Source organism: Paraburkholderia sp. NPDC080076 (assembly GCF_050281145.1).
Taxonomy (GTDB): Bacteria; Pseudomonadota; Gammaproteobacteria; order Burkholderiales; family Burkholderiaceae; genus Paraburkholderia.
The window spans coordinates 303586-330499 of the sequence record NZ_JBNNWQ010000004.1 but is presented as its reverse complement, the minus strand read 5'-3'; the positions used below and the strand labels follow the sequence as shown (position 1 = coordinate 330499).

At 61.7% G+C, this 26914-nt stretch carries 24 protein-coding genes; 17 read left to right on the top strand and 7 right to left on the bottom strand.

All coding sequences use genetic code 11. The features are described from left to right. Positions 1–18: 18 nt before the first annotated feature. Entirely contained in the window at positions 19–843 is an 825-nt protein-coding gene (locus tag ACQKRQ_RS18495; RefSeq protein ID WP_427478663.1) for an IclR family transcriptional regulator, read from the bottom strand. 154 nt (positions 844–997) lie between these two features. On the opposite strand from ACQKRQ_RS18495, the gene ACQKRQ_RS18490 reads away from it, so the two are divergent. From ACQKRQ_RS18490 to ACQKRQ_RS18475, 4 genes are read left to right on the top strand one after another with little or no spacing between them, the layout of a single operon-like run. Further along, on the top strand, positions 998–1762 hold the full coding sequence (locus ACQKRQ_RS18490) for a substrate-binding periplasmic protein (RefSeq protein WP_132373703.1): 765 nt from the start codon (positions 998–1000) through the stop codon (positions 1760–1762). A gap of 29 nt (positions 1763–1791) precedes the next feature. After that, positions 1792–2448, top strand: coding sequence for an amino acid ABC transporter permease (locus ACQKRQ_RS18485; RefSeq protein ID WP_132373704.1), 657 nt, complete (start codon positions 1792–1794; stop codon positions 2446–2448). Further along, positions 2445–3191 carry an amino acid ABC transporter ATP-binding protein gene (locus ACQKRQ_RS18480; protein ID WP_408180056.1) on the top strand — a complete coding sequence of 249 codons (747 nt, stop codon included), beginning with the start codon at positions 2445–2447 and terminating at the stop codon, positions 3189–3191. Before ACQKRQ_RS18485 ends, ACQKRQ_RS18480 begins: the two co-directional genes overlap by 4 nt. An 8-nt stretch (positions 3192–3199) precedes the next feature. Further along, positions 3200–4492, top strand: coding sequence for an NAD(P)/FAD-dependent oxidoreductase (locus ACQKRQ_RS18475; protein ID WP_427478660.1), 1293 nt, complete (start codon positions 3200–3202; stop codon positions 4490–4492). A gap of 72 nt (positions 4493–4564) precedes the next feature. Here ACQKRQ_RS18475 and ACQKRQ_RS18470 read toward each other — a convergent pair whose 3' ends face one another. After that, positions 4565–6349, bottom strand: coding sequence for a cytochrome P450 (locus tag ACQKRQ_RS18470; RefSeq protein WP_427479254.1), 1785 nt, complete (start codon positions 6347–6349; stop codon positions 4565–4567). Positions 6350–6882: 533 nt separating this feature from the next. Between ACQKRQ_RS18470 and bfr the strand changes: the two genes are divergently transcribed. Beyond that, positions 6883–7359: a bacterioferritin gene (bfr, locus tag ACQKRQ_RS18465; RefSeq protein ID WP_132373708.1), complete on the top strand. Its 477-nt coding sequence runs from the start codon at positions 6883–6885 to the stop codon at positions 7357–7359. Positions 7360–7805: 446 nt separating this feature from the next. Here bfr and ACQKRQ_RS18460 read toward each other — a convergent pair whose 3' ends face one another. From ACQKRQ_RS18460 to ACQKRQ_RS18450, 3 genes are all read right to left on the bottom strand, one after another. After that, positions 7806–8936 carry an acyl-CoA dehydrogenase family protein gene (locus ACQKRQ_RS18460; protein WP_427478658.1) on the bottom strand — a complete coding sequence of 377 codons (1131 nt, stop codon included), beginning with the start codon at positions 8934–8936 and terminating at the stop codon, positions 7806–7808. Between the two features lie 12 nt (positions 8937–8948). Then, positions 8949–10157, bottom strand: a complete 1209-nt coding sequence (locus tag ACQKRQ_RS18455) for an acyl-CoA dehydrogenase family protein (protein ID WP_427478657.1) — start codon at positions 10155–10157, stop codon at positions 8949–8951. 83 nt (positions 10158–10240) lie between these two features. Beyond that, positions 10241–12361 carry a 3-hydroxyacyl-CoA dehydrogenase NAD-binding domain-containing protein gene (locus tag ACQKRQ_RS18450; RefSeq protein WP_427478655.1) on the bottom strand — a complete coding sequence of 707 codons (2121 nt, stop codon included), beginning with the start codon at positions 12359–12361 and terminating at the stop codon, positions 10241–10243. Positions 12362–12503: 142 nt separating this feature from the next. Between ACQKRQ_RS18450 and ACQKRQ_RS18445 the strand changes: the two genes are divergently transcribed. Both ACQKRQ_RS18445 and ACQKRQ_RS18440 read left to right on the top strand, forming a co-directional pair. Next, positions 12504–13412: a LysR family transcriptional regulator gene (locus ACQKRQ_RS18445; protein ID WP_427478653.1), complete on the top strand. Its 909-nt coding sequence runs from the start codon at positions 12504–12506 to the stop codon at positions 13410–13412. 87 nt (positions 13413–13499) lie between these two features. Further along, a complete protein-coding gene (locus ACQKRQ_RS18440; protein ID WP_427478651.1) occupies positions 13500–13691 on the top strand; it encodes a hypothetical protein in 192 nt (63 codons plus the stop codon). Between the two features lie 30 nt (positions 13692–13721). Here ACQKRQ_RS18440 and ACQKRQ_RS18435 read toward each other — a convergent pair whose 3' ends face one another. After that, the gene (locus ACQKRQ_RS18435; RefSeq protein ID WP_427478649.1) at positions 13722–14624 is read right to left on the bottom strand and encodes a LysR family transcriptional regulator; all 903 of its coding nucleotides are present in this window, start codon (positions 14622–14624) and stop codon (positions 13722–13724) included. A 94-nt stretch (positions 14625–14718) separates the two neighbouring features. Between ACQKRQ_RS18435 and ACQKRQ_RS18430 the strand changes: the two genes are divergently transcribed. From ACQKRQ_RS18430 to ACQKRQ_RS18415, 4 genes are all read left to right on the top strand, one after another. Further along, positions 14719–15597, top strand: a complete 879-nt coding sequence (locus ACQKRQ_RS18430) for an alpha/beta fold hydrolase (RefSeq protein WP_427478647.1) — start codon at positions 14719–14721, stop codon at positions 15595–15597. Between the two features lie 664 nt (positions 15598–16261). Further along, complete coding sequence (locus tag ACQKRQ_RS18425) at positions 16262–17182, top strand: SDR family oxidoreductase (protein WP_427478646.1); 921 nt, start codon at positions 16262–16264, stop codon at positions 17180–17182. Continuing rightward, a complete protein-coding gene (locus ACQKRQ_RS18420) occupies positions 17179–18840 on the top strand; it encodes an acyl-CoA synthetase (protein ID WP_427478644.1) in 1662 nt (553 codons plus the stop codon). Before ACQKRQ_RS18425 ends, ACQKRQ_RS18420 begins: the two co-directional genes overlap by 4 nt. Continuing rightward, complete coding sequence (locus tag ACQKRQ_RS18415) at positions 18837–19361, top strand: Lrp/AsnC family transcriptional regulator (RefSeq protein ID WP_427478642.1); 525 nt, start codon at positions 18837–18839, stop codon at positions 19359–19361. The genes ACQKRQ_RS18420 and ACQKRQ_RS18415 overlap by 4 nt, the downstream gene beginning before the upstream one ends. A gap of 21 nt (positions 19362–19382) precedes the next feature. On the opposite strand, the gene ACQKRQ_RS18410 is transcribed toward ACQKRQ_RS18415, so the two are convergent. Continuing rightward, entirely contained in the window at positions 19383–19793 is a 411-nt protein-coding gene (locus ACQKRQ_RS18410; RefSeq protein WP_132373718.1) for a DUF2000 domain-containing protein, read from the bottom strand. 358 nt (positions 19794–20151) lie between these two features. On the opposite strand from ACQKRQ_RS18410, the gene ACQKRQ_RS18405 reads away from it, so the two are divergent. From ACQKRQ_RS18405 to ACQKRQ_RS18380, 6 genes are all read left to right on the top strand, one after another. Then, positions 20152–20550, top strand: coding sequence for a VOC family protein (locus tag ACQKRQ_RS18405; protein ID WP_408180070.1), 399 nt, complete (start codon positions 20152–20154; stop codon positions 20548–20550). Between the two features lie 111 nt (positions 20551–20661). Then, positions 20662–21351 (top strand): tat (twin-arginine translocation) pathway signal sequence, encoded by a 690-nt coding sequence (locus tag ACQKRQ_RS18400; protein WP_427478640.1) that lies wholly within the window; start codon positions 20662–20664, stop codon positions 21349–21351. An 80-nt stretch (positions 21352–21431) separates the two neighbouring features. After that, positions 21432–23018, top strand: a complete 1587-nt coding sequence (locus ACQKRQ_RS18395) for a GMC family oxidoreductase (RefSeq protein ID WP_132373721.1) — start codon at positions 21432–21434, stop codon at positions 23016–23018. 147 nt (positions 23019–23165) lie between these two features. Continuing rightward, positions 23166–23516, top strand: a complete 351-nt coding sequence (locus ACQKRQ_RS18390; RefSeq protein ID WP_132376834.1) for a ribbon-helix-helix domain-containing protein — start codon at positions 23166–23168, stop codon at positions 23514–23516. Between the two features lie 500 nt (positions 23517–24016). Then, a complete protein-coding gene (locus tag ACQKRQ_RS18385) occupies positions 24017–26323 on the top strand; it encodes a DUF6531 domain-containing protein (protein ID WP_427478638.1) in 2307 nt (768 codons plus the stop codon). 119 nt (positions 26324–26442) lie between these two features. Continuing rightward, positions 26443–26751: a DUF3658 domain-containing protein gene (locus ACQKRQ_RS18380; protein ID WP_427478636.1), complete on the top strand. Its 309-nt coding sequence runs from the start codon at positions 26443–26445 to the stop codon at positions 26749–26751. The last annotated feature ends 163 nt before the right edge of the window (positions 26752–26914 follow it).

The window sequence follows — 26914 nt, the reverse complement described above, 5'->3', positions numbered from 1 at the left end:
CCCGCACGAAACGCCATTTCAGACCAGCGTCCTGATCGAACTGCTGATACCACGCGCGCAATCGATCACCGCCGGCGCCAGCCGCGCTTCCGCTTCCGCGAGCGTCCAGCGGCTCGTCGGCGCGACGACATGAACCGCACCGACAGGCCGGCGCTCTCCGTCGAGCACGGCCGCCGCAATCGTCATATCGCCGATGAACAACTCCTCGCGGTTCGACGCGTAGCCATTGCGCCGCCCAAGCGCGAGACGCGTCCCGATCTCCTCGAGATCCGTGACGGTGTACTGCGTGTGCGTTACACGATCGCTGGCCACCAGCAGCGCGCGTGACTCGTCTTCCGGCAGCGCAGCGAGATACGCCCGCCCCGACGCCGTGCAGTACATCGGAATACGGCTGCCGATCGGCATATGAATCGGCACGAACTTCATGCAGACGAAGCGCGCGACGTAGACCATGTCGACACCGTCCGGCTCGGTCAGATTGGTCGTCTCCCCAGTGACGTTGGTGAGCTCGGAGAGAAACGGGTTGGCGACGTCGATCAGCGTGTCGGCCGCAAGATAGTTGAAACCGATTTGCATCACGCGCGGCGCGAGCTGATACCGCTTCGTACGCGGATGCTTTCTCACATAGCCGAGCTTCTCCAGCGTGTAGATCATGCGCTGCGCAGAACTCTTGGTGATGGACGTCGCCTCCGCGACTTCCGGCAGCGTCATCGATCTGCGCTGCGCACTGAACGCGCGCAGCACCGCGATTCCCTTCTCCAGCGACTGATTGAACAGTGCGTCCGGCGTCTCATCCGGCTCCTGAGGCGCTTGCCGCTGCGCGTCGGGCGTCTTGCGTGTCATGGAATTACCCAATTGTTTAGGTGCGTGATCGAGACTAGCATATCGAATATCGATACGCAATTTACGATAAACGATATTTTTGATTCGAATATCATGTCCTAACCGATGGTTGCCGATATTTCCGTCGGCCCTCAACAACCCCGTGGAGAGACTCATGTTCCAGTTTGCCAAACGCTTCGCTAGTGTCTTTGCAACAGGATTGCTGCTCGCCGGTGCCCCGGCCTGGGCGGCGGCCGCCACCACCTACGAGGTCGGCTCGACGGCCACCGGGGTGCCCTTTACCTTTCTCGACGTGAAGAGCAATTCGATCCAGGGGCTGCTCGTCGATGCGATCACCGCGACCGGCAAGGCGGCAGGCTTCGATGTGAAGATCGAGCAGACCACGTTTTCGTCGCTGATTCCGTCGCTGACCACCAAAAAGATCGACATCATTTCGGCGGCCATGCTGAAGACGCCGGCGCGCGAGCAGGTCGTCGATTTCTCCGACACGGTCTATTCGTATGGCGAAGGCCTGATCGTACGCGCTGATGACAAAGGCCAGTACACGTCAATGGACGATCTCAAGGGCGAGATCGTCGGCGCGCAGGTCGGCACCGCTTTCGTCGACGCCTTGAACAAGAAGGGCATCTTCAAGGAAGTGCGCACCTACGATTCGGTCGCCGACATCATGCGCGACGTCGCGTTGGGCCGCATCAAGGCGGGCTTCGGCGACCATCCGATCATTGCGTATCAGCTTCAGCACAATCCGAATCCGCAACTGCGCCTCGTCAGCGGATATCAGCCGTCGGTAAAAGGTCAATTGTGTTTCGTCGTGCGCAAGGGCGACACGGCCACGCTGGAGCAGTTGAACGCCGGCATCAAGAAGATCAAGGCCGACGGCACGCTGACGCAGATCGTCAAGAAGTGGCAGGTGGAATGACGCCGTCTTCAGAATAAGGACTGCCCGCCATGTTCTTCCAGAACGCCGTCGAATTCCTGCCGATCCTGCTGAAAGGCGCGGTCGTCACGATCGAGATCACCTTCTGCTCGTTCATTCTGAGCACCGTGCTCGGTCTGGTGCTCGCGCTGATGCGCGTGTCCGACAACCGCATCGTGTCGAACGCGGCCGCCACGTTTATCAACGTGATTCGCGGACTGCCGATCATCGTTCAGCTCTTTTATATCTACTTCGTGCTGCCCGATCTCGGCGTGCAGTTGTCGGCCTTCCAGGCCGGCTTCATCGGGCTCGGTATCGCGTACTCGGTGTATCAGGCGGAGAACTTCCGCGCGGGCATTCAGGCGATCGATCACGGGCAGATCGAAGCGGCGCAGTCCATCGGCATGCGCGGCGCGATGATCATGCGGCGCGTGGTGCTGCCGCAGGCGTTCAGGATCGCACTGCCGCCGTACGGCAATACGCTCGTGATGATGCTCAAGGATTCGTCGCTCGCCTCGACGATCACGGTCGCCGAAATGACGCGTGCCGGGCAGCTCATTGCATCGTCGACGTTTCAGAACATGACGGTGTTCACGCTGGTCGCGCTGCTTTATCTCGGACTCAGCCTGCCGCTCGTCTATGGACTGCGGCGGCTCGAACGCCGCCTCGGACTGAAGGGAAAACGATGATCAAGGTCGACTCGATTCACAAGCGCTTTCACGATCAGCACGTGCTGAAGGGCGTCAGTCTGAGTGTCGAACGCGGCCAGGTCGTGTGTCTGATCGGTCCGTCGGGCTCGGGCAAATCCACGCTGTTACGCTGCATCAACGGACTGGAGCGGCATGACGCCGGCGCGATTACTGTCGAAGGTTGTGCCGTCGATGCGAAATCGAAGCAGATTCACGAACTGCGTGCGCAGGTCGGCATGGTGTTCCAGCGCTTCAATCTGTTTCCCCATCGCACGGCGCTGGAAAACGTGGCCGAGGGGCCGGTGTTCGTCAAGAAAGAAGTGCGCGCTCAGGCACGCGAGCGGGCGCGGCATCTGCTCGACAAGGTTGGTCTCGCGCATCGGATGAATGCTTATCCCGCGGAAATGTCGGGCGGTCAGCAGCAGCGTGTGGCGATTGCACGCGCGCTGGCCATGGAGCCGAAAGCGATTCTCTTCGACGAACCCACCTCGGCGCTCGATCCGGAACTGGTCGGCGAAGTGCTCGGTGTGATGCGCCAGCTTGCCGACGACGGCATGACGATGATCGTCGTCACGCACGAAATGGCCTTTGCGCGCGAAGTGGCCGACCGTGTGTGTTTTCTTCATGACGGTGCGATCCATGAAGAAGGCAGCGCGCGGGAGTTGTTCGACCATCCGCGCCATGCGCGCACGCGCGAGTTTCTCGGCAAGATGCCGGCGCTGACCGAAGCCCATCGGATTTGAATACCATCATGAGTCAGGTTGAAGTTGCAAAACCGTTGCCCCCGTCTCTCTGGGCAGCGACGGCGGAACCCGCAATCGAGACGCCTCCGCTCGACGATTCGATTACGGTCGACGTGGCGATCGTCGGCGCCGGCTATACTGGTTTGTCGGCGGCGTTGCATCTGGCGGAGCAGGGCGTGCGCGTCTGCGTGATCGACGCCAACGAACCCGGTTGGGGAGCGTCCGGCCGCAATGGAGGGCAGGTCATTCCCGGCCTGAAATACGATCCCGATGAACTCATCCGGCGTTACGGTCCGCGCGACGGCGACGCGCTCGTGCAAATGGCGGGCGGCGCCGCGGATACGGTCTTCGATCTGATCGCGCGCCACGGTATTCGCTGCAATGCCACACGCGCGGGCTGGATTCAGCCGACCCATTCGCACAAGCTGCTGGACACGCTGCACGCGCGGGCGCGGCAATGGGAATCGCGCGGCGCGCCGGTCGAACTGCTCGACCGCGCGCAAGTATCGGAGCGGCTCGGCACGGATGCGTTCGTCGGCGGCTGGGTCGATCGGCGCGCGGGCAGCGTGCAACCGCTGAGCTACGCGCGCGGCCTAGCGCGCGCGGCGCAAGCGGCGGGCGCGGCGATTCACGGCGGAACCCGAGCCGCGAGTGTCGAGCGTGGCGTGAACGGATGGCGGATTCGCACGGCGCATGGTCCGGTCATCGAAGCGAAACAGGTGCTGCTCGCCACCAACGGCTATACCGACGGGCTTTGGCCACGTCTTGCGCAATCGGTAATCGCGGCAAACAGCTTCATTGTCGCGACGAAGCCGCTGCGGGGCGAAGTCGGCGCAACGATTCTGCCGGGCGGCGAAGTGGCTTCCGATTCGCGGCGCCTGCTGCTGTACTTTCGCAAGGACGCGGATGGACGCTTGCTGATGGGCGGTCGAGGACCATTTCGCGAACCTCGCAACGCAGGGGATTGGGCGCATCTCGAGCGTGCCGCGCAGTTGATGTTTCCACAGCTGAAGGGCACCGAGTACGAATTCCGCTGGGCGGGCCGCATCGCCATTACGCGCAACTTCTTGCCGCACGTGCATGTGCCGGCGGAAGGCGTGACGATCGCGCTCGGCTACAACGGACGTGGCATCGCAATGGCGACTACATTGGGAAAGCATCTGGCCGCGTTTATCGCCGGGACGACGAGAGGCCTGCCGTTTCCGCCGACTTCGATCGAACCGATACCGTTGCATGCGTTGCAGCGGTTTTATATCAGCGCGGGAGTGGCATGGTATGCGTTGCTCGACGCGCTGTCGTGAGTGCGCTGTGCAGCTTCGCGTCGGCACGATTGTCGCGCACAGAAGGGAGCCTGACTTGTGTCGATGGATCGACTAGCCCCGCCGACGCAGTTCGACGCGCAGGTTCCGCGGCACCATCGAAAACGCGAACACTTCCTCTACCTCGGGCGCATCTTTGACCTGCAACAGGTCGAAGTTGCGGCACAGCATGGCCACTGCCGATCTCACTTCCATCAAAGCGAGGCTGCGTCCCGGGCACAGGCGCGGTCCTGAGCCGAACGGCATGAAGCCCGCTCGATGATGACTGGCGGCGCTCGCGCCAGTGAGCCAGCGGTCCGGATCGAATACGTCGACCGCCGAGTTGCCGCCTTGCTGCAGTCCTGCCTCGCGCGTCAATAACGACAGTACTGCCCCCTTTGGAATCGCGATGTCGCCGACCTGGACGTCGTAATTCGGCTCGACTGCGAGAACTGGCGTAACGGATTTGAGCCGCATGGCTTCGTTGATTACGGCGTTCAGATAGAGGAGTGCATCGCCCGCGTCGAAATCTTCGAGCATGGCTGCAGGCGCGATAACGGCGTCGACTTCTTCCTGCATTTTGCGCTGAACCTCTGGGTGAGAGGCCATGAAATACGCAACCCAGGCGATGGTGCTCGCCGTTGTGTCCTGCCCGGCTAGCAGGATGGTGAACACGTTGGCCAGCACTTCGTCGTCTGTCAGCGGCGCCTCTCCCTCCTGTTGGGCCATGAGCAGTGCCTCGAGCAGGTTCGCGGGAATCGTGTCTGCTGCCGAGCGTTGCGCGAGCCGCGCACGGTTGGCGGCGATGAGTTCCTTCGTGAGCGCCTGAACGGCGATCAAGGCGCGATCCAGCGCTTTGTCGGCCGGTCGCCTCGTGTCACGCCAAGCGGGGAAGGGCGCATTGATTCGCTGGTTGATCGCCGGGAACATGACTTCGAGATGCCGCTGGATCACGTCGCCTTTGCCTTGGCCGTCGATGGTGCCCATGTCATATCCAAGGGCAAGATTCGTCGTGACGTCCAGCGTATAACGCATCAAGTCCTTCTGAATATCGATGGCTTGCTGAGCGAGAGTCGCGCTCTCCCATCGCTGCAGCAATCGCCTTGTCATCTCGCACAGCGACGGGAAGAGAGCACGCAGATGCAGGGGATCCAGCGCCTTTGCGACGAGTTGTCGCTGCCTTCGCCAGGCGTCGCCTTCCGTGGAGAAGACGCCGTTGATACCCAGTTCCCGCGCGACCGTTTCGATCGTGTTCCAGCGGCGATAAGCACCGGGTCGATCGCGCAAGACCTGATGGATGAGAATCGGATCGGCGATCGCGACGAAGGGGCGGCCGATCAACCTGAACGTGTACACAGGGCCGAATTCCCGGGACCACTGTTCGAGTACGAGATGCAGCCTCTCGGGTTGTAGATGCAATGCAGTGCCACGAAACGGAATTCGCTTTGGGCCAGGAAGCTGGGAAAGCGATCTGACGGGAGAAGCGCGGAGCGGCGTCTTATGGTCTGGGGCAGAGCGCTTTGCATTCCATGCGCGCACCTCATTGCGATCGACTTTCACGTCGCCGTCTTCGACGATCGCTTCGAATCTCTTCAGATTCGATACACCCAGTCCTTGTTTGCAGCCTGACGAGCAATTGAACTGCCAATCGTGCGCCCGGCAAGTTAAAAGGCCGTCTTTTATCGTTCCTTCGGAAAGGAGGGTGCCTTCATGCGGACAGCGGCCCTGAAAAATCGAAATGGCGTTGGCGTGCCTGAGTACGATCAAATCGATTCCGTCGATGTTCACCGCCTTGACGCGACTGTCTTCGAGTTCTTTCGTGCGAGCAATCACGACCGTGTCTGGAGAGCGCGGTCGCATCGCCTGAAGACTCGCGTTCATTTTGTCGCTCCTTCGTCAGACAGGCATCGTTTCATCCGCCGCCTAAGCAACAGGTAAGTCGCAATCCATGTTGTGCGCCACAGCGTCGGAGGCGATTGGTCACCAAACCATACTAGTCATTTGTCGAATGGAGCCAAGCACGCTATCTAGTGTCGTGCCGCCTTTTCATTTGGGCTCGTCGGTACGAACTAGAACGATGCCGGCGCGTCGGTTCCGCAGTGCCCGAATCTCAACTGCAGTCGCTGTTGCTAAAGCCAGCGCGCCAGGTGGCATGCCGCTTGCGCACGCAAGCCGGCGGCGCGTTCTCAGCGCTGACGTAACCTTTACCTAGGTCGTTGATAACGATTCTCATTTTTTGCCTTGCCGTTTCGATGCGCTATGCTGGGATAGACGGCAGAAAACATAAGACGTGAGGCCGGTTCCGTGTTGGTGCAACGCCGCCGAAGAACCTGCCCCGACCAATCAATCCTTCGGCGGCACCGGGGTCTGCGCACACGAAACAGGGAGGTAATATGCAAGGCGACCCAAAGGTCCTGGAATACCTGAACTCGCAACTGAAAAACGAACTCACCGCGATCAATCAGTATTTCCTGCACGCGCGCATGTACGGCCACTGGGGGCTCGACAAGCTCGGCAAGCATGAATATGACGAATCTATCGGCGAGATGAAGCACGCCGATCTGCTGATCGAGCGCATCTTCATGCTGAACGGCCTGCCTAATCTGCAAGACCTCCACAAACTGCTGATCGGCGAAGAAACCAAAGAGATCATGGAGTGCGATCTGAAGCTGGAACAGATGTCGCAGGCCACCTGCAAGGAGGCTATCGTTTATTGCGAATCGGTTCGCGACTTCATCTCGCGCGAGATACTGACCCATATCCTCGACGACACCGAAGAACATATCGATTGGCTCGAGACCAATCTGGAGTTGATCGACAAGGTCGGCATCCAGAACTATCTGCAGTCGGGAATGGATTCGCCGGAGTGAGGTCGCTTTAGCAAGCGGCCTACGGATGACCTGAACGCTGGCGCGCTGGTCCGAGCGTAAGGCGCCCATTTTTGCGCGCCAGGCGGCATCGGCCAGGTTTGCGTGTTGTTTTACTTCCACTTCCGCGATCGCCTGAGAATCATCAAACGCGGCCTTCTCGGGCCGCCGTCAACGCCGTAGACACTCCATGCGCCTTATTTCGTGGCGGGAAGATGCCGATCGAGTTTTAGATGCGAATGCTTGGTATGTAAGACGTTCGATACAAAAGGGGTTGTTCGATGTCTGCCGTCCTACTCGACGCGCAACAGAGCGTGCGCGCGCTGTACCCGTGATCATCACGGACGGTCGCGGGCCTGGTTGCACAGAAACAGGCCGACGCGATCGACATACTCCAGCAAACATCTACCCGATTCATTGATGGCGTTTCACTACCTCGCGCCTCCCGCTCATTCGCGCTCCAGCGCGACGAACCGCTCGAGATGATGGTCCTCGTCGCCGAGCTGATGATCGATCATCACGAGGCGCTTCGCGTAATGGGCGAGCGGCAGTTCCCACGTCATGCCGATCCCGCCATGCAGCTGAATGCATTCTTCCGCCACTAGCGCGCCGATCCGCCCGATGCTGTACTTGGCCGCCGACACGGCGCGCTCCCGCACCTTGCGTTCGGCGCCGAGCGCCGCCGCCGCGTTGATCACCGCCGAGCGCGCCTGCTCGATCTCCAGCAGCAGATCAGCCATGCGATGCTGCAACGCCTGGAAGCTGCCGATCGGCACGCCGAACTGCTTGCGCGTGCGCAGATAGTCGAGCGTGTAGTCCTTGGCGACATCCATCGCGCCGACGGCTTCGGAACACAGAGCCAATACGCCGCAGCCAATCGCGTATTCGAGCGTCGCGAAGCCCGCGTCCGCCGTGCCGAGCAACGCGTCGTCGCCGAGCGTGACGTTGTCGAATGTCACTTCGGCCGCGCGTCCGCCGTCGATCTTGCGATAGCCGCGCACGCTGACACCGGCCGCCTCGCGCGGCACGAGAAAGAGCGTCACGCCTGCTTCGCTATCGTCGTCACCACTCGTGCGCGCCGAGACCAGAAAGAGCGAAGCGTGCTCGCCGTGCTGAACCACCGCTTTCGCGCCATTCAGTTGCCACGTATCGCCGCTGCGCTGCGCGCGCGTCGTCACGCGGGACAGTTCATAGTGACTGTCCGGCTCGCCGTGCGCGAGTGCGACGATGCGCGAGCCGTCGATCAATTCCCCAAGCGCGGCCTTTTGCGCCTCGCTGCCGCTCCGCGTAACGGCGCGGCCGACAATCAGCGTATCGAGAAACGGTTCGACCACGAGCCCGCGTCCGAGGCTCTCGAACACCACGGCGATATCGAAGCCGCCACCACCGTAACCGCCGTCCGCTTCATCGAACAGTGCGCCGATAGTGCCGAGCTCCGCAAAGCGGCTCCACAACTCGCGGCTGAAACCTTCCGCCGATTGCGCGACCCGGTCGCGCGTCGCGAAGCCGTATTGCTCGCTGACAAAACGGTTGAGCGTATCCGCCAGCATGCGGCGGTCTTCGGTGTGCTGGAAATTCATGACGTGCGCCTCTTACAGTCCAAGGATCATTTTGGAAATGATGTTCTTCTGGATTTCGTTCGAACCGCCGAAGATCGACAGCTTGCGATTGTTGAAGTACAGCGAGGCGGCGCTCGCCGCTTCGTCGGGGCCGACCGGCGTGCCTTCGAAGCCGTCGTGCAAGGCTTCCTCGACGAACGGCTGCGCGTACGGACCCATCGCGCGACGCGTGAGCGACGAGATTTCCTGACGGATCTCGGTGCCGCGAATCTTCAGCATCGAACTCTCGGCGCCGGGCACGCCGCCGCCCGCCACCGCCGCGATCACGCGCAGGTTGGTGGTCTTCATGTTCTCCAGATCGATCTCGACACGCGCCATGCGCGCCGCGAACGCGGGATCTTCCGCGAGCGGCCGGCCGTTGCGCCGCTGTTTCGCGGCGATCTTGCGCAGGCGGTTGAACGCGGCCACCGAGAAGCCGACGCCCGCGATATTGGTGCGCTCGTACGTGAGCAGATACTTGGCGTAGGTCCAGCCCTTGTTCTCTTCACCGACCAGGTTCTCGACCGGCACGCGCACGTCGGTGAAGAACACTTCATTGACTTCGTGCTCGCCGTCGAGCGTGATGATCGGGCGCACTTCGACACCCGGCGTATTCATGTCGATCAGCAGGAAGCTGATGCCTTCCTGCTTGCGCACGTCCGTGGCGCTGCGCACGAGGCAGAAGATCATGTTCGCGAAGTGGCCGAGCGTGGTCCACGTCTTCTGTCCATTGACGATGTAGTGCTCGCCTTGCGCATCCATGCCGCGCACGGCGGTGGTTTTGACCGAGGCGAGATCCGAGCCGGCGCCCGGTTCCGAATAGCCCTGGCACCACCAGTCAGAGCCATCGAGAATGCGCGGCAGCCAATGGCGCTTTTGCGCTTCGCTGCCGTATTTGATCAGCACCGGGCCGAGCATATTGACGCCGAACGGCACCACGCGCGGCGCGCCGGCCAGCGCGCATTCGTTTTCGAAGATGAATTTCTGCACCGAGTTCCAACCCGGGCCGCCATACTCTTTTGGCCAGTGATTGGCGAGCCAGCCTCGCGCGTTGAGAATCGCGTGCCACTCGGCCATGTCGTCGCGCGTGAGACGGCGCCCGCCGTGCACCTTGTCGGCGAGACGCTGCGGGAGTTTGTCGCGCAGAAAGGCCTGCACGTCGGCGCGGAAGGCTTCTTCCTCGGGAGTGAAGTTCGGATCCATGGCGGGTTCGTCCGGATAGGGTAGAGCGACCGGCGCGCGTGGCCGCCGGTCATCATGATGCACGTCGATGATGATGCGCCGTTTCAGACGCTCTGGTTCAGGCTCGCGAAATCGGCGCCGCGTTCCACCAGTTCGACGAGCAGCGGCGAAGGTTGCCAGAAGAGCGGATCTTCCTTGGCGAACTCACGGATGTCGGCGAGGATTTTCGGCAGGCCGACCATGTCCGCGTACTTCATCGGACCGCCGCGATAGCGCGGAAAGCCGTAGCCGTACAGGAACGTCACGTCGACGTCCAACGGCCGCAGTGCGATGCGCTCATGCACGACGTTGGCGCCCTCGTTGATCATCGCGGCCATGTAGCGGCGCATGATCTCTTCATCGGTGAAGCTGCGCGGCGTGATTCCGGCGCGTGCGCGCTCGGCGTCGATGATCGACTCGACTTCCGGATCGGGCGTGCCGCTGCGCGATCCTTCGGGATACAGATAGAACCCGCGCCCGGTCTTCTGGCCGAACCAGCCGCGCTCGCACAACCGATCGGAGATTTGCACATAACGTGTCGCGGGATTGCGCGTGGCCGCGCGCCGCTTGCGTGCCGCCCAGCCGATGTCGCCGCCTGCCAGATCCACCACCTGGAACGGTCCCATCGGAAAACCGAAGGCGCGCACGGCCGCGTCGATCTGATAGGGCGAGGCGCCGTCTTCCATCATGGCGTCCGCGGCGCTGCGATACACGGCCAGCACACGGTTGCCGATGAAGCCGTCGCACACGCCCGCGCGCACCGGTGTCTTGCGCAGCTTCTTGGCCAGCTCGAACGCGGTGGCGACCACGTCGGCGCTGACCTGTTTCGGCACCACCACTTCCAGCAGCTTCATGATGTTGGCGGGCGAGAAGAAGTGCAGGCCGATCACATCGGCGGGACGCGAAATGCTCGCCGCAATCGCGTCGATGTCGAGATACGACGTGTTGGTCGCGAGCACCGCGCCCGCTTTACAGACGCGATCGAGTTCGGCGAACACGGCCTGTTTGACCGCGAGGTCTTCGAACACGGCTTCGATTACGAGGTCGGCGCCGGCGAGCGCATCGTACGATGTGCTGCCGCTCCAGCGCGCCATGAGCGCGGCCTTCTTCTCCGCGCTCATGCGGCCTTTGGCGATCAGCCCGTCATAGACTTTCTCGATGTGCGCGCGGCCACGCGCGAGCGACACGTCGTCGCGTTCGATCATCGTCACCGGCAGGCCGGCGTCGAGCGCCGCCACGGCGATGCCGGCGCCCATCGTGCCGCCGCCCACCACGCCGATCGTGTTCAGCGCGCGCGGTTTGGCGTCGCGCGTTTCCGGCGCCTTGAGCACTTCGCGCTCGGCAAAAAACGCGTGAATCAGACCGGCGCGCTGCGGGCTGTCGATGCATTCGAGGAACAGCTTGCGTTCGAACCGCAGACCTTCGTCGAAAGGCTGTTCGATGGCGGCCTCGACGGCGTCGACGATTTTCAGCGGCGAGAACAGGCCGCGCGATTTCTTCGCGGTTTCCGCACGCGCCGTGGCGACGGCGGCGAGGCTCGCAGCGTGATCGCCGAGTGCCGCGGCGTCGCGTGTGCGGCGCGCCGGCGCGTGGGCGGCCAGCAACTCGTGCACGTAGGCGAGACCTTCGGCGAGGATGTCGTCGCTGCTGCCGACGCGGTCGATCAGACCGATCGACAGCGCTTCCTTCGCGCCAGCGTGACGGCCGCTCAGGATCAGATCGAGCGCGGCCTGCGCGCCGATCAAACGCGGCGTGCGCTGCGTGCCGCCCGCGCCCGGCAACAGGCCGAGTTGCACTTCGGGCAAGCCGAGCTTCGCGCCGTCGACGGCAATCCGGTAATGCGCCGCGAGCGCCACCTCCAGGCCGCCGCCGAGCGCCGCGCCGTGAATCGCGGCGACCACCGGCTTCGTGCACGCTTCAATGCGATTGCACACGTCCGGCAACGAGGGCGGCACCGGCGGCTTGCCGAACTCGCGAATGTCCGCGCCGGCGATGAAATTGCGTCCCGCGCCGACGATCAGCACGGCTTCCACGGCCTTGTCGGCGTCCGCGGCTTCGACGGCGGCGAGCAGGCCGCGCCGCACGTCGGCTGAAAGCGCGTTCACCGGCGCGTGGTCGATCGTTACGAGCAGCACCTTGCCTCGCAATTCGCGCGTCACAACATCGGCCGAAGGGGTGGGGGTCATGTGTCGTCTCCTGATTGTGATCGGCTGCGTGGCGAAGCATGCCGGGTCTGGCAAATGTTCCGATTGTGGGTCGGTCAAGGTTTATTGACAATTACATGGACGGTTGACAGACTGTCAAAATTTCTTTGACAAAGGTGCCGCCATGGACGTCAATTCCCTGACCTTGCTGGTGGACATTCTTGACGCGGGCAATCTCAGCGAAGCCGCGCGCCGGCTGAAAATGAGCCGCGCGAATGTGAGCTACCACCTGAACCAGCTGGAGCGCTCCATCGGGCTGCAACTGGTGAGGCGCACCACGCGCCGCGTCGAGCCGACCGAGATCGGCCTGCAGCTCTACGAGCATGGCCGCACGATCCAGAACGCGCTGCTTGCCGCGCGTGAATCCGTCACCACGCTCGGGCAAAGCCTGCAAGGGCGCGTGCGGCTGAGCGTGCCGAGCGGTTACGGGCAACTCGTCATGTCGGACTGGTTGATCGCGTTCAAACGGCTGTATCCGGGCATCGTGCTGGATGTGATGTTCGAGAACCGCGTCGAAGACCTGATGCGCGATGAAGTCGATATCGCCGTGCGCGTGATGTCCGAGCCGCCGCAAAACCTCGTCGCGCGCGACATGGGGCCGGTGCGGTATGTGGCGTGCGCGTCGCCGGACTTTGCGGAACGGCATGGCATGCCGCAGCGCCTTGACGACCTCGGCACGGCGCCGCTGATTACGGCGGCGGTGGTCGGCAGGCAGTTGCGCGTGGCCGCTTATTTGCGCGACGAACGGCATGAAGTGCTGCTGGAGCCGAGCCTCATCTCCGAGAACTTTCTGTTCTTGCGCCAGGCGGTGCTCGCCGGCCTCGGCGTGGGCCTCGTGCCGGACTATGTGGTGCAGGACGATCTGCGCCGTGGCGACGTGGTGACCGCGCTCGATGAATGGCGCTTGAGCATCTTCGGCACGCATATGTACATGCTGTATATGCCGAACCGGCATCACACGCGCGCAGCATCGACATTCATCGATTTCATTTTGCAGCAGGCGCACGGCACAGGCAGAGGTTTGCCCACGTAAACGACGACGTTCATCTTGTGTTTCGCGCAGGTATGCTACGCAAAACAGCGGCGCTTCACTTCACAACCGTGGTCGCGGAGACAAGAGATGAAATGGATCATCGGACTTCTAGCCGTGCTGGCACTCGCCGTAGTCGTTCTGTTGATCTCCCGCTTGCCGAGTGAAGACGCGATTCGCCTCGCCGGTTATGCGGCGACCGCCGCCTTTGTCGCGCTCGTCAGCGTTCTCTTGCGCTGGCGGGCCAGCCGGGCGCAACAGCGGAGCAAACGGGCAGGGTGAGTCGAACGTGCCATTTCAAGCCACGTCACGCTAGATGGCCTGAACACTCTCGCGCAACTCGTCACCGAGAAAGTCGATAAACGTTCTCAGTTTGGCCGACAGACGGTGCCGCTCCAGATAGATGGCGTGAATATCCGCGTTCGGCAGCGTCCACTCGGTCAAGAGCGGCACCAGTTCGCCGCGCCGTAGATGTCCGGCGATCTCCCACGCCGAACGCACGGCGACGCCGCGGCCGTCGAGCGCCCACTTCAGCACCGCGCTGCCGTCGTTGCTGCTCAACGGACCGTCCACCTTCACCGTCTCTGATTTCTTGCCGCGCGAAAGATGCCACGTGCCATACGCCGATTCGTTTTCGCGTAAGACGAGGCAGGCATGGCGCGTGAGATCGTGCGGCATCAGCGGTGCGCCGTGCCGTTTCACATAAACCGGCGACGCGCACACGACACGCTGATTCTTCAGCAGCAGACGCGCGTTGATGCGCGCATCCGGCACTTCGCCGAAACGAATCCCGAGATCGAAGCCTTCTTCCTGCAAGCTGATCGGCCGGTCCGTCAGATGCAATTGAACCTTCATCGACGGGAAACGCTCGCTGAAACGCGAAATCGCCGGGGCGATATGCGCGCGTCCGAAGCCGAACGACGCATTCACGCGCAATAGACCGGCCGGCTCGGCGCGGCTTTGCGTGACCAGTTGTTCGAGTTCGGCAAGGTCGTCGAGGATGCGCGAGCCATTCGTCAGATAAATTTCACCCTCCGCCGTCAGACTCACGCGCCGCGTCGTGCGGTTCACGAGCCGCACGCCGAGGCGCTGTTCGATCTGCGCGAGCCGCTTGCTGATGGACGGCGGCGTGACGCCGAGTTCGCGCGCGGCCGCGGCGAGGTTGCGGTGGCGAGCCACCAGCGCGAACAGATTCAGGTCGGAAAAGCCGTCCATCGATTCGTTCCAAAAAGTTAATTCCGGATTGCCTTAGGCGAAACCATATCGCAGCAGGCATCAATTAGACTTCATCCAAACATGGGAGGCAACGATGTTTGCAGATTTCACAGACGCGTCGGCGGAGGTCGACGGCATCCGCATCAACGCGATTCGCGGCGGCAACGGGCCGGCTTTGCTGCTGTTGCATGGTCATCCGCAGACCCACGCGATCTGGCACAAGGTCGCGCCGACGCTGGCGCAGCACTTCACGGTGATCGCCGCGGATTTGCGCGGCTACGGCGACAGCGGCAAACCGCAGGGCACGCACGACCACGGCAACTATTCGAAGCGCCGCATGGCCGCCGATCAGGTCGCGCTGATGCGCGCGCAAGGTTTCGACCGTTTCGCCGTGATCGGGCACGATCGCGGCGGGCGCGTGGCCGCTCGCATGGCGCTCGATCATCCGCAGACGGTAACGCGACTCGTGACGCTCGACGTCGCGCCGACACTCGCGATGTACGAACAAACCTCGTTCGACTTCGCGCGCGCTTACTGGCACTGGTTCTTTCTCGTGCGTCCCGCGCCGTTTCCCGAGACGCTGATTCGCGCGGACCCCGATCTCTATCTGAAGCAGACCATCGGCGCGCGCAGCGCCGGCCTCGCGCCGTTCACCGACGCGGCCTACGCCGAGTATCTGCGCTGTCTGAGCGACCCCGGCACCGCGCATGGCATCTGCGAGGACTACCGCGCGAGCATCACAATCGACCTCGATCATGACCGCGCGTCGCTCGCTGAAGGGCGGAAGATCGAATGCGATTTCCTGGCGTTGTGGGGCGCGCAAGGCGTGATTGAGCAATGCTTCGAGCCGCTCGCCGAATGGCGGCAATGGGCTGGCCATGTGAGCGGCGCAGCGCTGCCGTGCGGTCACTACATTCCCGAGGAAGCCCCCGAGTTGCTGCTCGAACGCGTCTTTCCCTTTCTGCAGTCCTAGCCGCTCGTGCATTCATCATGTCGACCCGTAAGCGCCGCCCGCTCACTTCCAACCCGCCGCCTCGAACCGCTTCACCGCCCCGATGACTTCGTTGCGCAACTGCCGCAACGCGGCCTCCTGCGCTTCTCGCGCCCTTCGCAAAGAATGAGCGCGCATAAACCGGTGCCGTCGACGGTCAGCCGGTAGAGGTGCGTCCGCACCAAATGCGCGAACCTGTTGCGCGTGCCCGCGATCAGCGGCAATTCGTTTTTCAACCTGACTGATGATCTCGTCGTATCAATTGCCGAGCACGCGAACGCAGAGATCGTGCGTGCCGGCGAAGTACGTGAAGATCGTCGCCTGCGACACGCCGACGTGCCCGGCCATCTCCGTCATGTGGCCGATTCAAAGCCGACTTCGGAAAACACGAGCCGGGGCGCGTCCAGAATCGCCTCGAGTCGTTGTTCGGAGTGCGCCTCCACGGGCACGCGACGGGAGACGGAGGAGACGTTCATCGAAAGGGATCGGCGGGCCATTGAGGGCGAATTGAGTCTGGCTCAAAGATTGTTTCAATGCTAATGGCGTGGTAGAGGAAACAAAAATTGCAAACGTGCGCAACATGCGGATAAAACTTGAGCTAAACTCAGAAAACATCGAAAGCGCAGCACATGGAGGAGACACCCGAATGCCCGCAGCTTCGTCGAGTACCTCACCGCCGTCAAACGGCTACCGTTCAGTTTTCCGCGAAGGTCTTTTCGCCGGCAAGGTGATCATCGTCACCGGTGCGGGCAGCGGACTCGGCCGATGCACGGCTCACGAACTCGCGTCCTTAGGGGCGACCCTGGCGCTGGTCGGCCGAAGCGAGGACAAGCTGAAAGCAGTGCAAGCCGAACTGGCCGAGGATCATCCGTCCTCCGCCAACGGCCACAAGCTTTACTCCTGCGACATCCGCAACGAGCAACAGGTCCGTGAAACGATCGCTTCGATCATCAAGGATTTAAGCCGCGTGGATGGTCTCTTCAATTGTGCAGGCGGCCAATTCCCCGCCAAGCTCGAAAAGATCTCCTTGAACGGCTGGGACGCGGTCGTGCGCAACAATCTGCACGGCACGTTTTTGATGTCCCGCGAGTGCTATACCCAATGGATGCAAAACCACGGCGGCGCGATCGTCAACATGCTGGCCGACATCTGGGGCGGCATGCCGGGCATGGGGCATTCAGGCGCGGCGCGCGCCGGCGTATGGAACTTCACGGAAACGGCCGCATGCGAATGGGGCCACGCGGGCGTCAGAGTCAACGCGGTCGCGCCCGGCTGGATTGCGTCCGCGGGCATGGACAGCTACAACGACGAGTATCAGGCGTTGCTGCGCACGCTGAAACACAAGGTTCCGCTGCAGCGCTTCGGCACCGAATCCGAACTCGCCAGCGCGGCGGTCTTTCTGTTGTCGGAGGCGTCCGCGTTCATCAACGGCACGGTGATCCGTGTCGACGGCGGTGTGCCGAACGCGCGCCATTCATGGCCGCTCGCTGAAGCGCAGCGTACGATCGAATATAACGGCTTCCCGCGCTATCAACCGCCGACGGGCTTGCAGGAGCAGACACGATGAATCTCGACGGCCAGACCTACGAAACGCTCGCGGCAAACTTCGCGTGGCACATCCCGGCGCGCTACAACATCGGCGTCGACGTATGCGACAAATGGGCCGACGGTTCGGGCCGCCTCGCGCTGATCTACGAAGACGCCGAGGGCAACGCCACACGCTATACGTTCGACCAGTTGAAGGCGCTGTCCGACCGCTTCGCCAATGCGTTGCTCGCAGCGGGCGCGCAACGCGGCGACCGCGTCGGCATCTTCCTCTCGCAATCGATCGAAACGGCGATCGCGCATCTCGCCGCCTACAAGGCCGGCATGGTGGCCGTGCCGCTCTTCGCGCTATTCGGCGTCGACGCGATCGAACACCGGCTAGGCGATAGCGGTGCTGTAGCGTTGATTACTGATCGAGGCGGCGTGCAGAAGGTCGATGAAATCCGCGCGGCGTTGCCGGCATTGCGCAGTGTCTTCAGCGTGGATATCGATCAGGACAGCGGCGATCCGCAAGTAGCCGTGCGTTCATTCTGGCAGGCGCTGAACAGCGCATCGGCCAGCTTCACGCCCGCCGACACCGGCGCCGACGATCCGGCGGTCATCATCTATACATCGGGGACGACCGGCAAACCGAAGGGCGCGCTGCACGGGCATCGCGTGTTGCTGGGTCATCTGCCGGGTGTCGAGATGTCGCAGCAGGGCTTTCCCGCGCACGCCACGCTGATGTGGACGCCGGCTGATTGGGCGTGGATCGGCGGCCTGTTCGACGTGCTGCTGCCTTCATGGCATCACGGCGTCGCGGTGTTGGCGCGCCGCTTTGCGAAATTCGACGGTCAGTCCGCGTTCGATCTGATGGCGCGGCATGCGGTCTCGCACACGTTCTTGCCGCCGACCGCGCTGAAGATGATGCGCGGCGTCGAACATCCCGAACGCTGGAACCTCGCGTTGCGCTCGGTGGCAAGCGGCGGCGAATCGCTCGGCGAGGAGTTGATCGGCTGGGGCCGCACGGCGCTGGGCGTGACGATCAACGAGTTCTATGGGCAGACGGAATGCAACGTCGTGCTGTCGTCGTGCGCGGCGCTGTTCGAGCCGTGCTTCGGCGCGATTGGCCGCGCGGTGCCGGGGCATCATGTCGCGATCGTCGATATGGACGGCAACGAACTGCCGCCAGGCGCAATCGGCGATATCGCGGTGGCCGCGCCCGATCCGGTCATGTTCCTCGGCTACTGGGGCAACGAGGCGGCGACGCGCGAGAAATTCCGCGGCAAGTTTCTGGTGACCGGCGACCTCGGCACGCGCGACGCGGACGGCTTCATCCGCTTCGTCGGTCGTGGCGACGACGTGATCACGAGCGCCGGTTATCGAATCGGGCCGGCTTCGATCGAAGATTCGTTGCTGCGTCATCCGGCTGTTTCGATGGCGGCCGTGATCGGCGCGCCGGATCGCGAACGCACGGAGATCGTGATGGCGTTCGTGGTGCTGAACGCCGGCTTTGTCGGCGACGAGGCGCTCGTGCGCGAGATCCAGCAGCATGTCAAAACGCGTCTCGCCGCGCATGAATATCCGCGCGAGATCCGCTTTGTCGACAGCCTGCCGTTGACGGCGACCGGCAAGGTGATCCGCAAAGCGTTGCGCGAGGGACTCGGAGAAGACGGGGACAATCCCACCGCAAAACGATGAGCACCGGCCCACGTCCACCCTCGACTCGCAGCGGCAAGGCGCTCCGGACGCCGGGCACCCAACCGGGCCCGGCCTCGCTCGACGACACCGACCGCAAGCTGCTCGCGCTGCTCGCCGAAGACGCCACGCGGACTTACGCCGAACTGGGCAAGCTGCTGTTTCTGTCGGCGCCCGCGGTCCACGAACGCGCCCGGCGGTTGAAGAAGGATGGCGTGATCAAGGCCACCGTCGCCGCGCTCGACGCCGCGAGGCTCAACCGTCCATTGCTCGCGTTCGTACATGTCGTTACCACGAGCTGGGCGGTGACGCGGCAACTGCTGGCACTGCAGGAGCTATCGGACGTCGAGGAGATTCACACCGTGACAGGCGAGAGCGCCATGCTGCTCAAGGTCCGTACGCGCGATACGCAATCGCTCGAACAACTGCTCGCGCGCATTCATGCGATCGAAGGCTTTACCGGCACGCGCAGCTACATCGCGCTGACCACCTATCTGGAGCGCGGCCCGAGTCCTGAACTCTGAACGCGACAGCGGCACGGCGTGTCACGCATGCAGTGAGAGACCTTTTACGGCTTTATCGACCGCCTTCTTCGGCCCGCGCACGGCAATGCCGACGAGGTCGGGCGCATCGGCGGGTTCGGCACGGAACACCTCGCGGTTCGCCTGATCGTGGCCGGTCGCAAACATCGCGCGCACATACACGGCGCGCGTCAATTCGCGTTCGATGCCCTGGCGAAACGCGCGCAGCAAACCCGCGTTGTCCGCCTGATACACCATCATCGGCTGGCCGAGCAGACGCGCGTGCCGGCGGCCCGCCGCGTCCTCGTACGGCTCGCCCATCGCCTCCGGTGCGGCGCCGGCGATTCCCGTCGCGAGAAACGCGGTCACATTGAGCTTTTGCCAGACAGCGAGATCGTCGAGCACGATGATCGCGACTTTCGTATCGAATTCCATAACGCACTACGCTCCACAGCAATCAAGAAGACACCAACCGAATCTTAGGGAAACTCGAGGCGCGTGTGCATGGCCACGAGGCAAAAACGAATGGGCTTCACCGGATACGCGTTAGCACAACGTCGAGGTCGGGTTTTGCCTAATGCCATTCGGCGCGTGCTCGCTTGAACCGCTAGGTGTGCTGCAATGCAACCTGACGCGGCGCCCTGTCCGTCGCTGTTTGCGTCGTCGACGCGCGAACGAAAACCCCGCAAACGACGCTCTCGCAACATAGGGCAAGTCCCTGGCGTGATTTAGCCGTGCATTACCACTCGCGTGGGCGGCCTCCTAAACTTGATTCAAACACGAGGAGACACCGATGGCCAAACTCATTCACACGATGATCCGTGTACACGATCTGCCGCGCTCGCTGCAGTTCTATCAAAAGGCTTTCAATTTCGACGTATCGCACCGGCTCGACTTTCCGGACTTCGCGCTCGTCTATTTGCGCAACGCAGAAGCGGACGCCGAAATAGAACTCACCTGGAACAAAGGCCGCGAGGAACCGTATTCGCATGGCGACGGCTACGGTCACGTCGCGTTTTGCGTGGACGATGCGAAAAGCGAACGGCAGCGTCTGCTCGATCTCGGCATGGCGCCCAACGATCTGCGCGAGTTTCACAACGACAACGGCGAGTTGCTGGCGCGTTACTTTTTCATTCAGGACCCGGACGGTTACAAGATCGAAGTGCTGGAACGCTACGGCCACTATCAATAGTAAAAGCAATCCAGGCGGCCGCCGCGCATAGTTGCAATACCCCACAAGCAACCTTGCATGGGACCCGAGTAGGCACTAAAGCGCCAACTCTGGTCGACAAAGGAGACAGACATGAAGACAACGATCATCCCGATCGTCACGTCCGATCACGCACGTCATGCGCTTGGTCATGAGCATGCGCATCCCCATGAACATTCCCATGAAACCGGCGACGAACGTCGCGCGGCGAAGGCGGCCGCGGCCGCGTTGCGGATTCCGCTCACGCGGCGCGAGCTATTGAGAGGCACGGGGGTGCTGATGGGCACGCTGGCGTTCTCGTCGGTGTTGTCGACGCTCGCACCGAGCCGCGCCTGGGCGCTCGAGCTGCAAGGGCTGGACACGCACCAGGGCGAAGTGATTCTGGCCTTCACGCGGCAGCTCTATCCGCACCCCACGCTCGACAACGCGGTCTATGCGCTGGTGGTCAAGGACCTCGACGCGAAAGCGAAAGCCGATCCGGCGGTGCGCCAGCAACTCGCGGACGGCGTCAAACAGCTCGACGCGCAAGCCGGCTCGGACTGGCTCAAGCGCACGCCTTCCGACCAGGCGAAAGACGTCGCGTCGCTCGCGGGCACGCCCTTCTTCAACACGATACGCAGCACCGCGGTGGTCTCGCTGTATGCCAACACCATGGCGTATGCGCACTTCGGGTACGGCGCTTCGGAAGGCGACGCCGGTTATCTGAACAAAGGATTCAACAGTCTCTCGTGGCTGCCCAATCCGCCGGCAGCCGCCAGCGGCCCGATTCCAACGGATAGCTAATCGCCACGACGGCAAACATTGTGCATGGGACCAGAGTAAGGCGCTAAAGCGCCAACTCTGGTCGACAGCGGAGACAAGACATGAATCAGGACAACAACAAGGTGCGTTTTTCGCACAACGACGACAAGGTCGTCGTGATCATCGGTTCGGGTGCGGGCGGCGGCACGCTCGCCAACGAACTGGCACAGAAGGGCATCAACGTCGTGGTGCTGGAAGCGGGCAAGCTGCATACGCAGGCCGATTTCACGACTGACGAATGGGGCGCGTTCCAGATGCTGTCATGGCTCGACAAACGCACCACGTCGGGCTCCTGGCGCATCGCCAAGGACTTTCCGAATCTGCCCGCGTGGATCTGCAAGACTGTGGGCGGCACCACCGCGCACTGGGCCGGCGCGAGCCTGCGCATCCAGCCGTACGAGTTCAAGGTGAAGACGACCTACGGCAATATCAAGGACGCCAACCTGCTCGACTGGCCGCTCACGCGCGAAGAACTCGATCCGTACTACGACCGCGCGTCGCAGAAAATGGGCGTGACGCGCACCAACGGTCTGCCGGGCCTGCCGGGCAACAACAACTTCAAGGTGATGTCGGCCGGCGCGATGAAGGTCGGCTACAAGGAATGCAATACCGGCCACATGGCGATCAATAGCGTGGTGCGCGACGACCGCGCGCATTGCTTCCAGCGCGGCTTCTGTTTTCAGGGCTGCCGCACGGGCGCGAAGTGGTCGACGCTCTATACCGAGTTGCCGCGCGGGCAGGCGACTGGTCATCTCGAGTTGCGCACGCAGGCCCACGTGGTGCGCATCGAAACCGATGCGCGCGGCAAGGCGAAGGAGGTGCTCTACTACGATGAGAAGGGTAAATTGCAGCGGCAGAAGGCGCGTATCGTCGCGGTGGCCGGCAATTCGATCGAGACCCCGCGGCTTCTGTTGAACTCGCATTCGAGCAAATTCCCGCAGGGGCTAGCGAACGGCTCGGGGCAGGTGGGCCGCAACTACATGCGTCACACCACGGGCTCGGTGTATGCGGTGTTCAACGACAAGGTGGATATGTTCAAGGGCACCACGATGGCCGGCATCATCGAGGACGAAGCGGTGTTCAATCCGCAGCGCGGCTTCGCGGGCGGGTACCACATGGAGACCGTTTCGCTCGGTCTGCCGTTTTACGCGGCCTTTCTCAATCCGGGCGCGTGGGGTCCGACATTTGCCCAGGCGATGGATCAATACGCGTACACGGCCGGCATGTGGATCGTCGGTGAGGATATGCCGCGCGAGAGCAATCGCGTGACCTTGAATACGGACGTGAAGGACCAATACGGCCAGCCGGTCGCCAACGTGCACTTCGACGATCATCCGAACGACGAAGCGATGCGCGAGCACGCATACAAGCAGGGCACCGCGGTGTACGAAGCGGCGGGCGCGAAGACGGTATATCGCGTGCCGCCGTATCCGTCCACGCACAACCTCGGCACCGCCCGCATGAGCGCGCGCGCAGAAGACGGCGTGTGCAACCGCTTCGGCCAGACGCACGAGGTGTCGAACCTGTTCATTTCGGATGGCAGCCAGTTCACCACCGGAGCGGCGGAAAATCCGACCTTGACGATCGTCACGCTGGCGATTCGCCAGGCGGATCACATCGCGGGGCAGATGAACAAACGGGCGGTGTAAAGCGGTTCGACGGGGCAGGAGCGGCGTTCGGGTTCGATGCGATTGTCGAGTGCTGGATGCCCGCGTATGTTGACGAAGGCGGGCGGCGCGCCGTGGCTGCATGAAAAGCGCCACGGCGCGCGCGCCTGGAAACCGGGAGTGAACGTTATGTGTGGGATATACATTAACGCCGATCCGATCCTGTATGAATCGCGCACGCGCTCATTGCGCATTCACGGCGTGATTACCACGGTCCGGCTGGAGAATCTGTTCTGGGACGTGCTGCACGAAATCGCCGCGCGCGAGAGCATGACGACCAGCCAGTTCGCCGTGAAGCTCTACGACGAACTGATAGCGCTGCGCGGCGAAATGCCGACTAACTTCGCATCGTTTTTGCGGGTGTGCTGTTTGCGCTATCTGTCGATGCGCACGGAGAAGGGCGACAGTGCGCCCGATGCGGTGCCTGAGCCGGCAAGCGTGTTGAACGAAACGAGGCCGCGGATTCTGAAGACGGTTTGATGCGAGAGGGCAGCGCGAAGCTGCAGTTACGGTTTCTTCTGCATCGCGCCTGATAGCTGTCGGATTTCATCGGCGCCGCCTTGACGCGCGGGCACAATTTTCCAGTCCGCCTCGCCGGTTCCGGCGAGCATCGGCGCGCCGCTTTTGCCATCGTCCGCAGTGTATTACACCGGTCCCACCGACTGCCGTCCCGGCATCAGGATTTCCGTGGCCGGGCCGCTGTACGAACCCATCGGCGCCACGGCGCCCACCTTCTTCAGAAGCAGGACCGGCGCAAGCTAGCGGTGCAAAGGCGCGGCTTCCATGAGAGCGAGCGGATAGTCGGCGTCGGTCAATATCACGCCAGCCTGCTCGGCCTATGCGCCTTATGCGATTGTGCGCAAATGGGAAACTGATCGGAGGTGCAATTTAGGATTCCTCCTATTATCTTGGTGGCTTCAACCTAGTGAAGTGTTGGCGGCAATATCAATTTCTAACACGCATTGGGGTTTGGGAGCTTGATGAACTACGAAGAATGTTTTAACGGGGCAACAAGAATACTAGCTCGGACAGCCACCGCACTTGCTTGCTTGATCATGAGCGCTCATGTGAGTGCAGACGGTGGCGACTCGCTTTGTCTCGGCCTCTACGGCAAATCCGGCGCTTCACCGGGTACGCCTGCGTGTGTTCTAACCGTTACGTCAAATACCCCAGTCGGGATGGGTAGCTATAACTGCCCAAACAATCGACCTCTCATCGAGAGCTGGTGCGGGACCCCCTCTCCGGCCGATCCCGACAAAAATTGTGCGGCCGCCGATCCGGTCCTTCCGGCAAATGGGGTGACCACCTTAACGGAAACTGATTTTGCAAGCGGCGACGATACACCTTTAAAGTTCATTCGCTCATATCGGTCATCACCGTTCATCAGGACCGACGCGGGTATTGGTGTCAGCTGGTTCCATAATTGGCAAAGACAGCTCGGGCTGGCAAATGTGGGCGGAAATCCACCGCAAGTTAGCGCGTACCGACCGGAGGGAGGTCGAGTCGTCTTTGCGAAGTCCGGCGACGCATGGCGAGTCGTGGATGGTTCGCCGCTGAGCCTCACGCAGCAGTCGTCGTCGTGGACGCTGAAAGACCTGCTTACCGACGAAACGGAAACGTATTCGGCTCAGGGCGTCCTACAGTCCGTCAGTACCCGGACGAACATGACCACCAGTCTCACCTATAGTGACTCCAGTACGCCGACGAGCATTGCACCGGCATCGGGGCTCCTCATATCCATTAGGCAGCACGCCGCGGGTTCCAATCCGAACATCGATCTGAGGATTCAACTCGCCTACGATTCGCAACAGCGCATCATTCAAATGACCGACCCTACCGGTGCTGTTACACGGTACGGGTATGACACGCACAACAATCTCGTTTCCGCTACGTTGCCGGACGGCAATGTACGCCGCTACGTCTATGACGATAAGCGATTTCTTGCGGTTCTCACTGGAATCATTGATGAGGGCGGCTCGCGCGCAGCGACGTGGGCATACGATGAGCAAGGCCGAGTTGTTGCTGTAAGCCATCCCGACACGACAAAGAACGTGCAACTATCCTATGGCGGTGGTTCGACCACACTTACAGACGGCAAAGGATATACGTTTCTGGCGTCGTCGCTGATCGCTGGTATGCAGCGACCAACCGTAGTGAATTCGACGTTGGGTAATGGCACAGTGACGTGGGACAGTTCCGGGCGTTTGCTAACTCAGACGTCGGGCAATGGAGATAGCGCCACCTATACATACGATGATGCTGGGCGTCCGACAAAATCGGTGAGAACGACGACGTCTGGCACTGCCATAACCTCGATAAGGTATGCCGACGCAACGAGTCTATTGCCCTCGTTGATCGCATCCCCTGGATGGATGCGTTCTTACGTCTATGACACGAACGGCAACACAACGGGGATTAGCGAACTGTCTACGGACGATCCGACGGGTGTCAAAGGTTTCGATGCGTCAACGGCCGGAGGTCAAACGCGCACCTATGGGATGGCATACGACCCAACGAATCTACTGCTGTTCGCTCAGATGTACGAGAACGGAATAAAAACGGGAGAATGGTCATATGTGGTGGACGCGTACGGTAGCCTCCGTCAGAGCACAAATCGTATCAATCTTTCCTCTCAAATAATATCGATTCGGGATCAAGCGCATAGAGCCGCACAGATCAATGGTCCGGGCTTCACCGCAAGTATCGCTTATGACTCACGCGGACGAGTGACTATCTTCTGGTACAGCGAACAAGCCGGCGTGCTCAACGGAAATGTATCGCGCACATTGAAGGTCAATTTCGCCTACACAGCGAGCGGGGATGTGTCATCACGGACCGCGACCGTTTCAACCAACCGAGGGCCTGACGTTGCGATAACAAGTGATGAGATTGACACGTGGCTCAGCAATTACGAGAGGGGCATTACGCCCGCTGGGCCGCCACCGAATCATGTAGGGGCGGCAAAAAGTATGCTCGGGGCAGCGAACCAGACTGAACCCTTGTGTGTACTATGCTATCTGAGAGCGGCCGATCCAGTCGCCCAGCGGCTCTACTACGGAGAGTCCAATCGGTGGGCAAACCCGCATGACACGGGACCAAATCTGCCCAGTACGCCGAAGAAAATCCTTGCTGCGGCTAAGTGCACTGACGGCTGTGCGGCGGAGAAGGCAGCGTGCAGGACTTTATGTTCTACAGCGCGTTATGATCCCGACATGCGCAACATCTGGGGCGGCTCAATGCGCAGATGTATGATGGGTTGCATCCCCGCTCGATGCGGGGGTAATTGAGGCAATACAACCGCGCACCGACACAGCAAACGTTCACTTAGGAGCAGGCGGGCTCTTGCATCATCCGGGCCGCCTATTTGAAAAACACGCTCTATTCCGTTTTAAGGCAGACTTCTGGAATGAAAGACCGAAAACAAGAAAAGACGCCTTCGATAACTTCGATTCAAGCGCAATTAGTGGACAACCTGGATTCGAAGCAGTTATTTCAGATTGACGAGGCGATTCTGCAAAATGTTACGCACGACTGGCGGAAGGTGGCGATGGTCGCGGGAATGGCGATGATTCAAAACAAGGGCCACCTTAAAGGGGTCCCCGATGTCTTTTATGCGCGAAGGATCGAGATGCTGGCGTCGGATGGAAAACTTGAAATATCCGGCGATGCAATGGAAATGCGGCATAGTGAAGTCCGGTTGCCGACGAAGACATAGGCTCGGTCAATCACGGCGATGCCGGAGTTGGTCGATGCATTGCTGCTCAAAGGGGCGCGGCTCGGAACTTCGCGATGCTGCGTCGTATTGCCCTGAATCCGCTCGAACGCGATACCTCCTCATGGGTAGGACTGAAGAGCCGCTGTCTCAAGGCTTGCACGGA

What these genes read in the sequence shown, in the direction of transcription:
- ACQKRQ_RS18495 (WP_427478663.1), bottom strand. Translation starts at nt 843, where the DNA reads ATGACACGCAAGACGCCCGACGCGCAGCGGCAAGCGCCTCAGGAGCCG.
- ACQKRQ_RS18490 (WP_132373703.1), top strand. Translation starts at nt 998, where the DNA reads ATGTTCCAGTTTGCCAAACGCTTCGCTAGTGTCTTTGCAACAGGATTG.
- ACQKRQ_RS18485 (WP_132373704.1), top strand. Translation starts at nt 1,792, where the DNA reads ATGTTCTTCCAGAACGCCGTCGAATTCCTGCCGATCCTGCTGAAAGGC.
- ACQKRQ_RS18480 (WP_408180056.1), top strand. Translation starts at nt 2,445, where the DNA reads ATGATCAAGGTCGACTCGATTCACAAGCGCTTTCACGATCAGCACGTG.
- ACQKRQ_RS18475 (WP_427478660.1), top strand. Translation starts at nt 3,200, where the DNA reads ATGAGTCAGGTTGAAGTTGCAAAACCGTTGCCCCCGTCTCTCTGGGCA.
- ACQKRQ_RS18470 (WP_427479254.1), bottom strand. Translation starts at nt 6,349, where the DNA reads ATGCGACCGCGCTCTCCAGACACGGTCGTGATTGCTCGCACGAAAGAA.
- bfr (WP_132373708.1), top strand. Translation starts at nt 6,883, where the DNA reads ATGCAAGGCGACCCAAAGGTCCTGGAATACCTGAACTCGCAACTGAAA.
- ACQKRQ_RS18460 (WP_427478658.1), bottom strand. Translation starts at nt 8,936, where the DNA reads ATGAATTTCCAGCACACCGAAGACCGCCGCATGCTGGCGGATACGCTC.
- ACQKRQ_RS18455 (WP_427478657.1), bottom strand. Translation starts at nt 10,157, where the DNA reads ATGGATCCGAACTTCACTCCCGAGGAAGAAGCCTTCCGCGCCGACGTG.
- ACQKRQ_RS18450 (WP_427478655.1), bottom strand. Translation starts at nt 12,361, where the DNA reads ATGACCCCCACCCCTTCGGCCGATGTTGTGACGCGCGAATTGCGAGGC.
- ACQKRQ_RS18445 (WP_427478653.1), top strand. Translation starts at nt 12,504, where the DNA reads ATGGACGTCAATTCCCTGACCTTGCTGGTGGACATTCTTGACGCGGGC.
- ACQKRQ_RS18440 (WP_427478651.1), top strand. Translation starts at nt 13,500, where the DNA reads ATGAAATGGATCATCGGACTTCTAGCCGTGCTGGCACTCGCCGTAGTC.
- ACQKRQ_RS18435 (WP_427478649.1), bottom strand. Translation starts at nt 14,624, where the DNA reads ATGGACGGCTTTTCCGACCTGAATCTGTTCGCGCTGGTGGCTCGCCAC.
- ACQKRQ_RS18430 (WP_427478647.1), top strand. Translation starts at nt 14,719, where the DNA reads ATGTTTGCAGATTTCACAGACGCGTCGGCGGAGGTCGACGGCATCCGC.
- ACQKRQ_RS18425 (WP_427478646.1), top strand. Translation starts at nt 16,262, where the DNA reads ATGCCCGCAGCTTCGTCGAGTACCTCACCGCCGTCAAACGGCTACCGT.
- ACQKRQ_RS18420 (WP_427478644.1), top strand. Translation starts at nt 17,179, where the DNA reads ATGAATCTCGACGGCCAGACCTACGAAACGCTCGCGGCAAACTTCGCG.
- ACQKRQ_RS18415 (WP_427478642.1), top strand. Translation starts at nt 18,837, where the DNA reads ATGAGCACCGGCCCACGTCCACCCTCGACTCGCAGCGGCAAGGCGCTC.
- ACQKRQ_RS18410 (WP_132373718.1), bottom strand. Translation starts at nt 19,793, where the DNA reads ATGGAATTCGATACGAAAGTCGCGATCATCGTGCTCGACGATCTCGCT.
- ACQKRQ_RS18405 (WP_408180070.1), top strand. Translation starts at nt 20,152, where the DNA reads ATGGCCAAACTCATTCACACGATGATCCGTGTACACGATCTGCCGCGC.
- ACQKRQ_RS18400 (WP_427478640.1), top strand. Translation starts at nt 20,662, where the DNA reads ATGAAGACAACGATCATCCCGATCGTCACGTCCGATCACGCACGTCAT.
- ACQKRQ_RS18395 (WP_132373721.1), top strand. Translation starts at nt 21,432, where the DNA reads ATGAATCAGGACAACAACAAGGTGCGTTTTTCGCACAACGACGACAAG.
- ACQKRQ_RS18390 (WP_132376834.1), top strand. Translation starts at nt 23,166, where the DNA reads ATGTGTGGGATATACATTAACGCCGATCCGATCCTGTATGAATCGCGC.
- ACQKRQ_RS18385 (WP_427478638.1), top strand. Translation starts at nt 24,017, where the DNA reads ATGAACTACGAAGAATGTTTTAACGGGGCAACAAGAATACTAGCTCGG.
- ACQKRQ_RS18380 (WP_427478636.1), top strand. Translation starts at nt 26,443, where the DNA reads ATGAAAGACCGAAAACAAGAAAAGACGCCTTCGATAACTTCGATTCAA.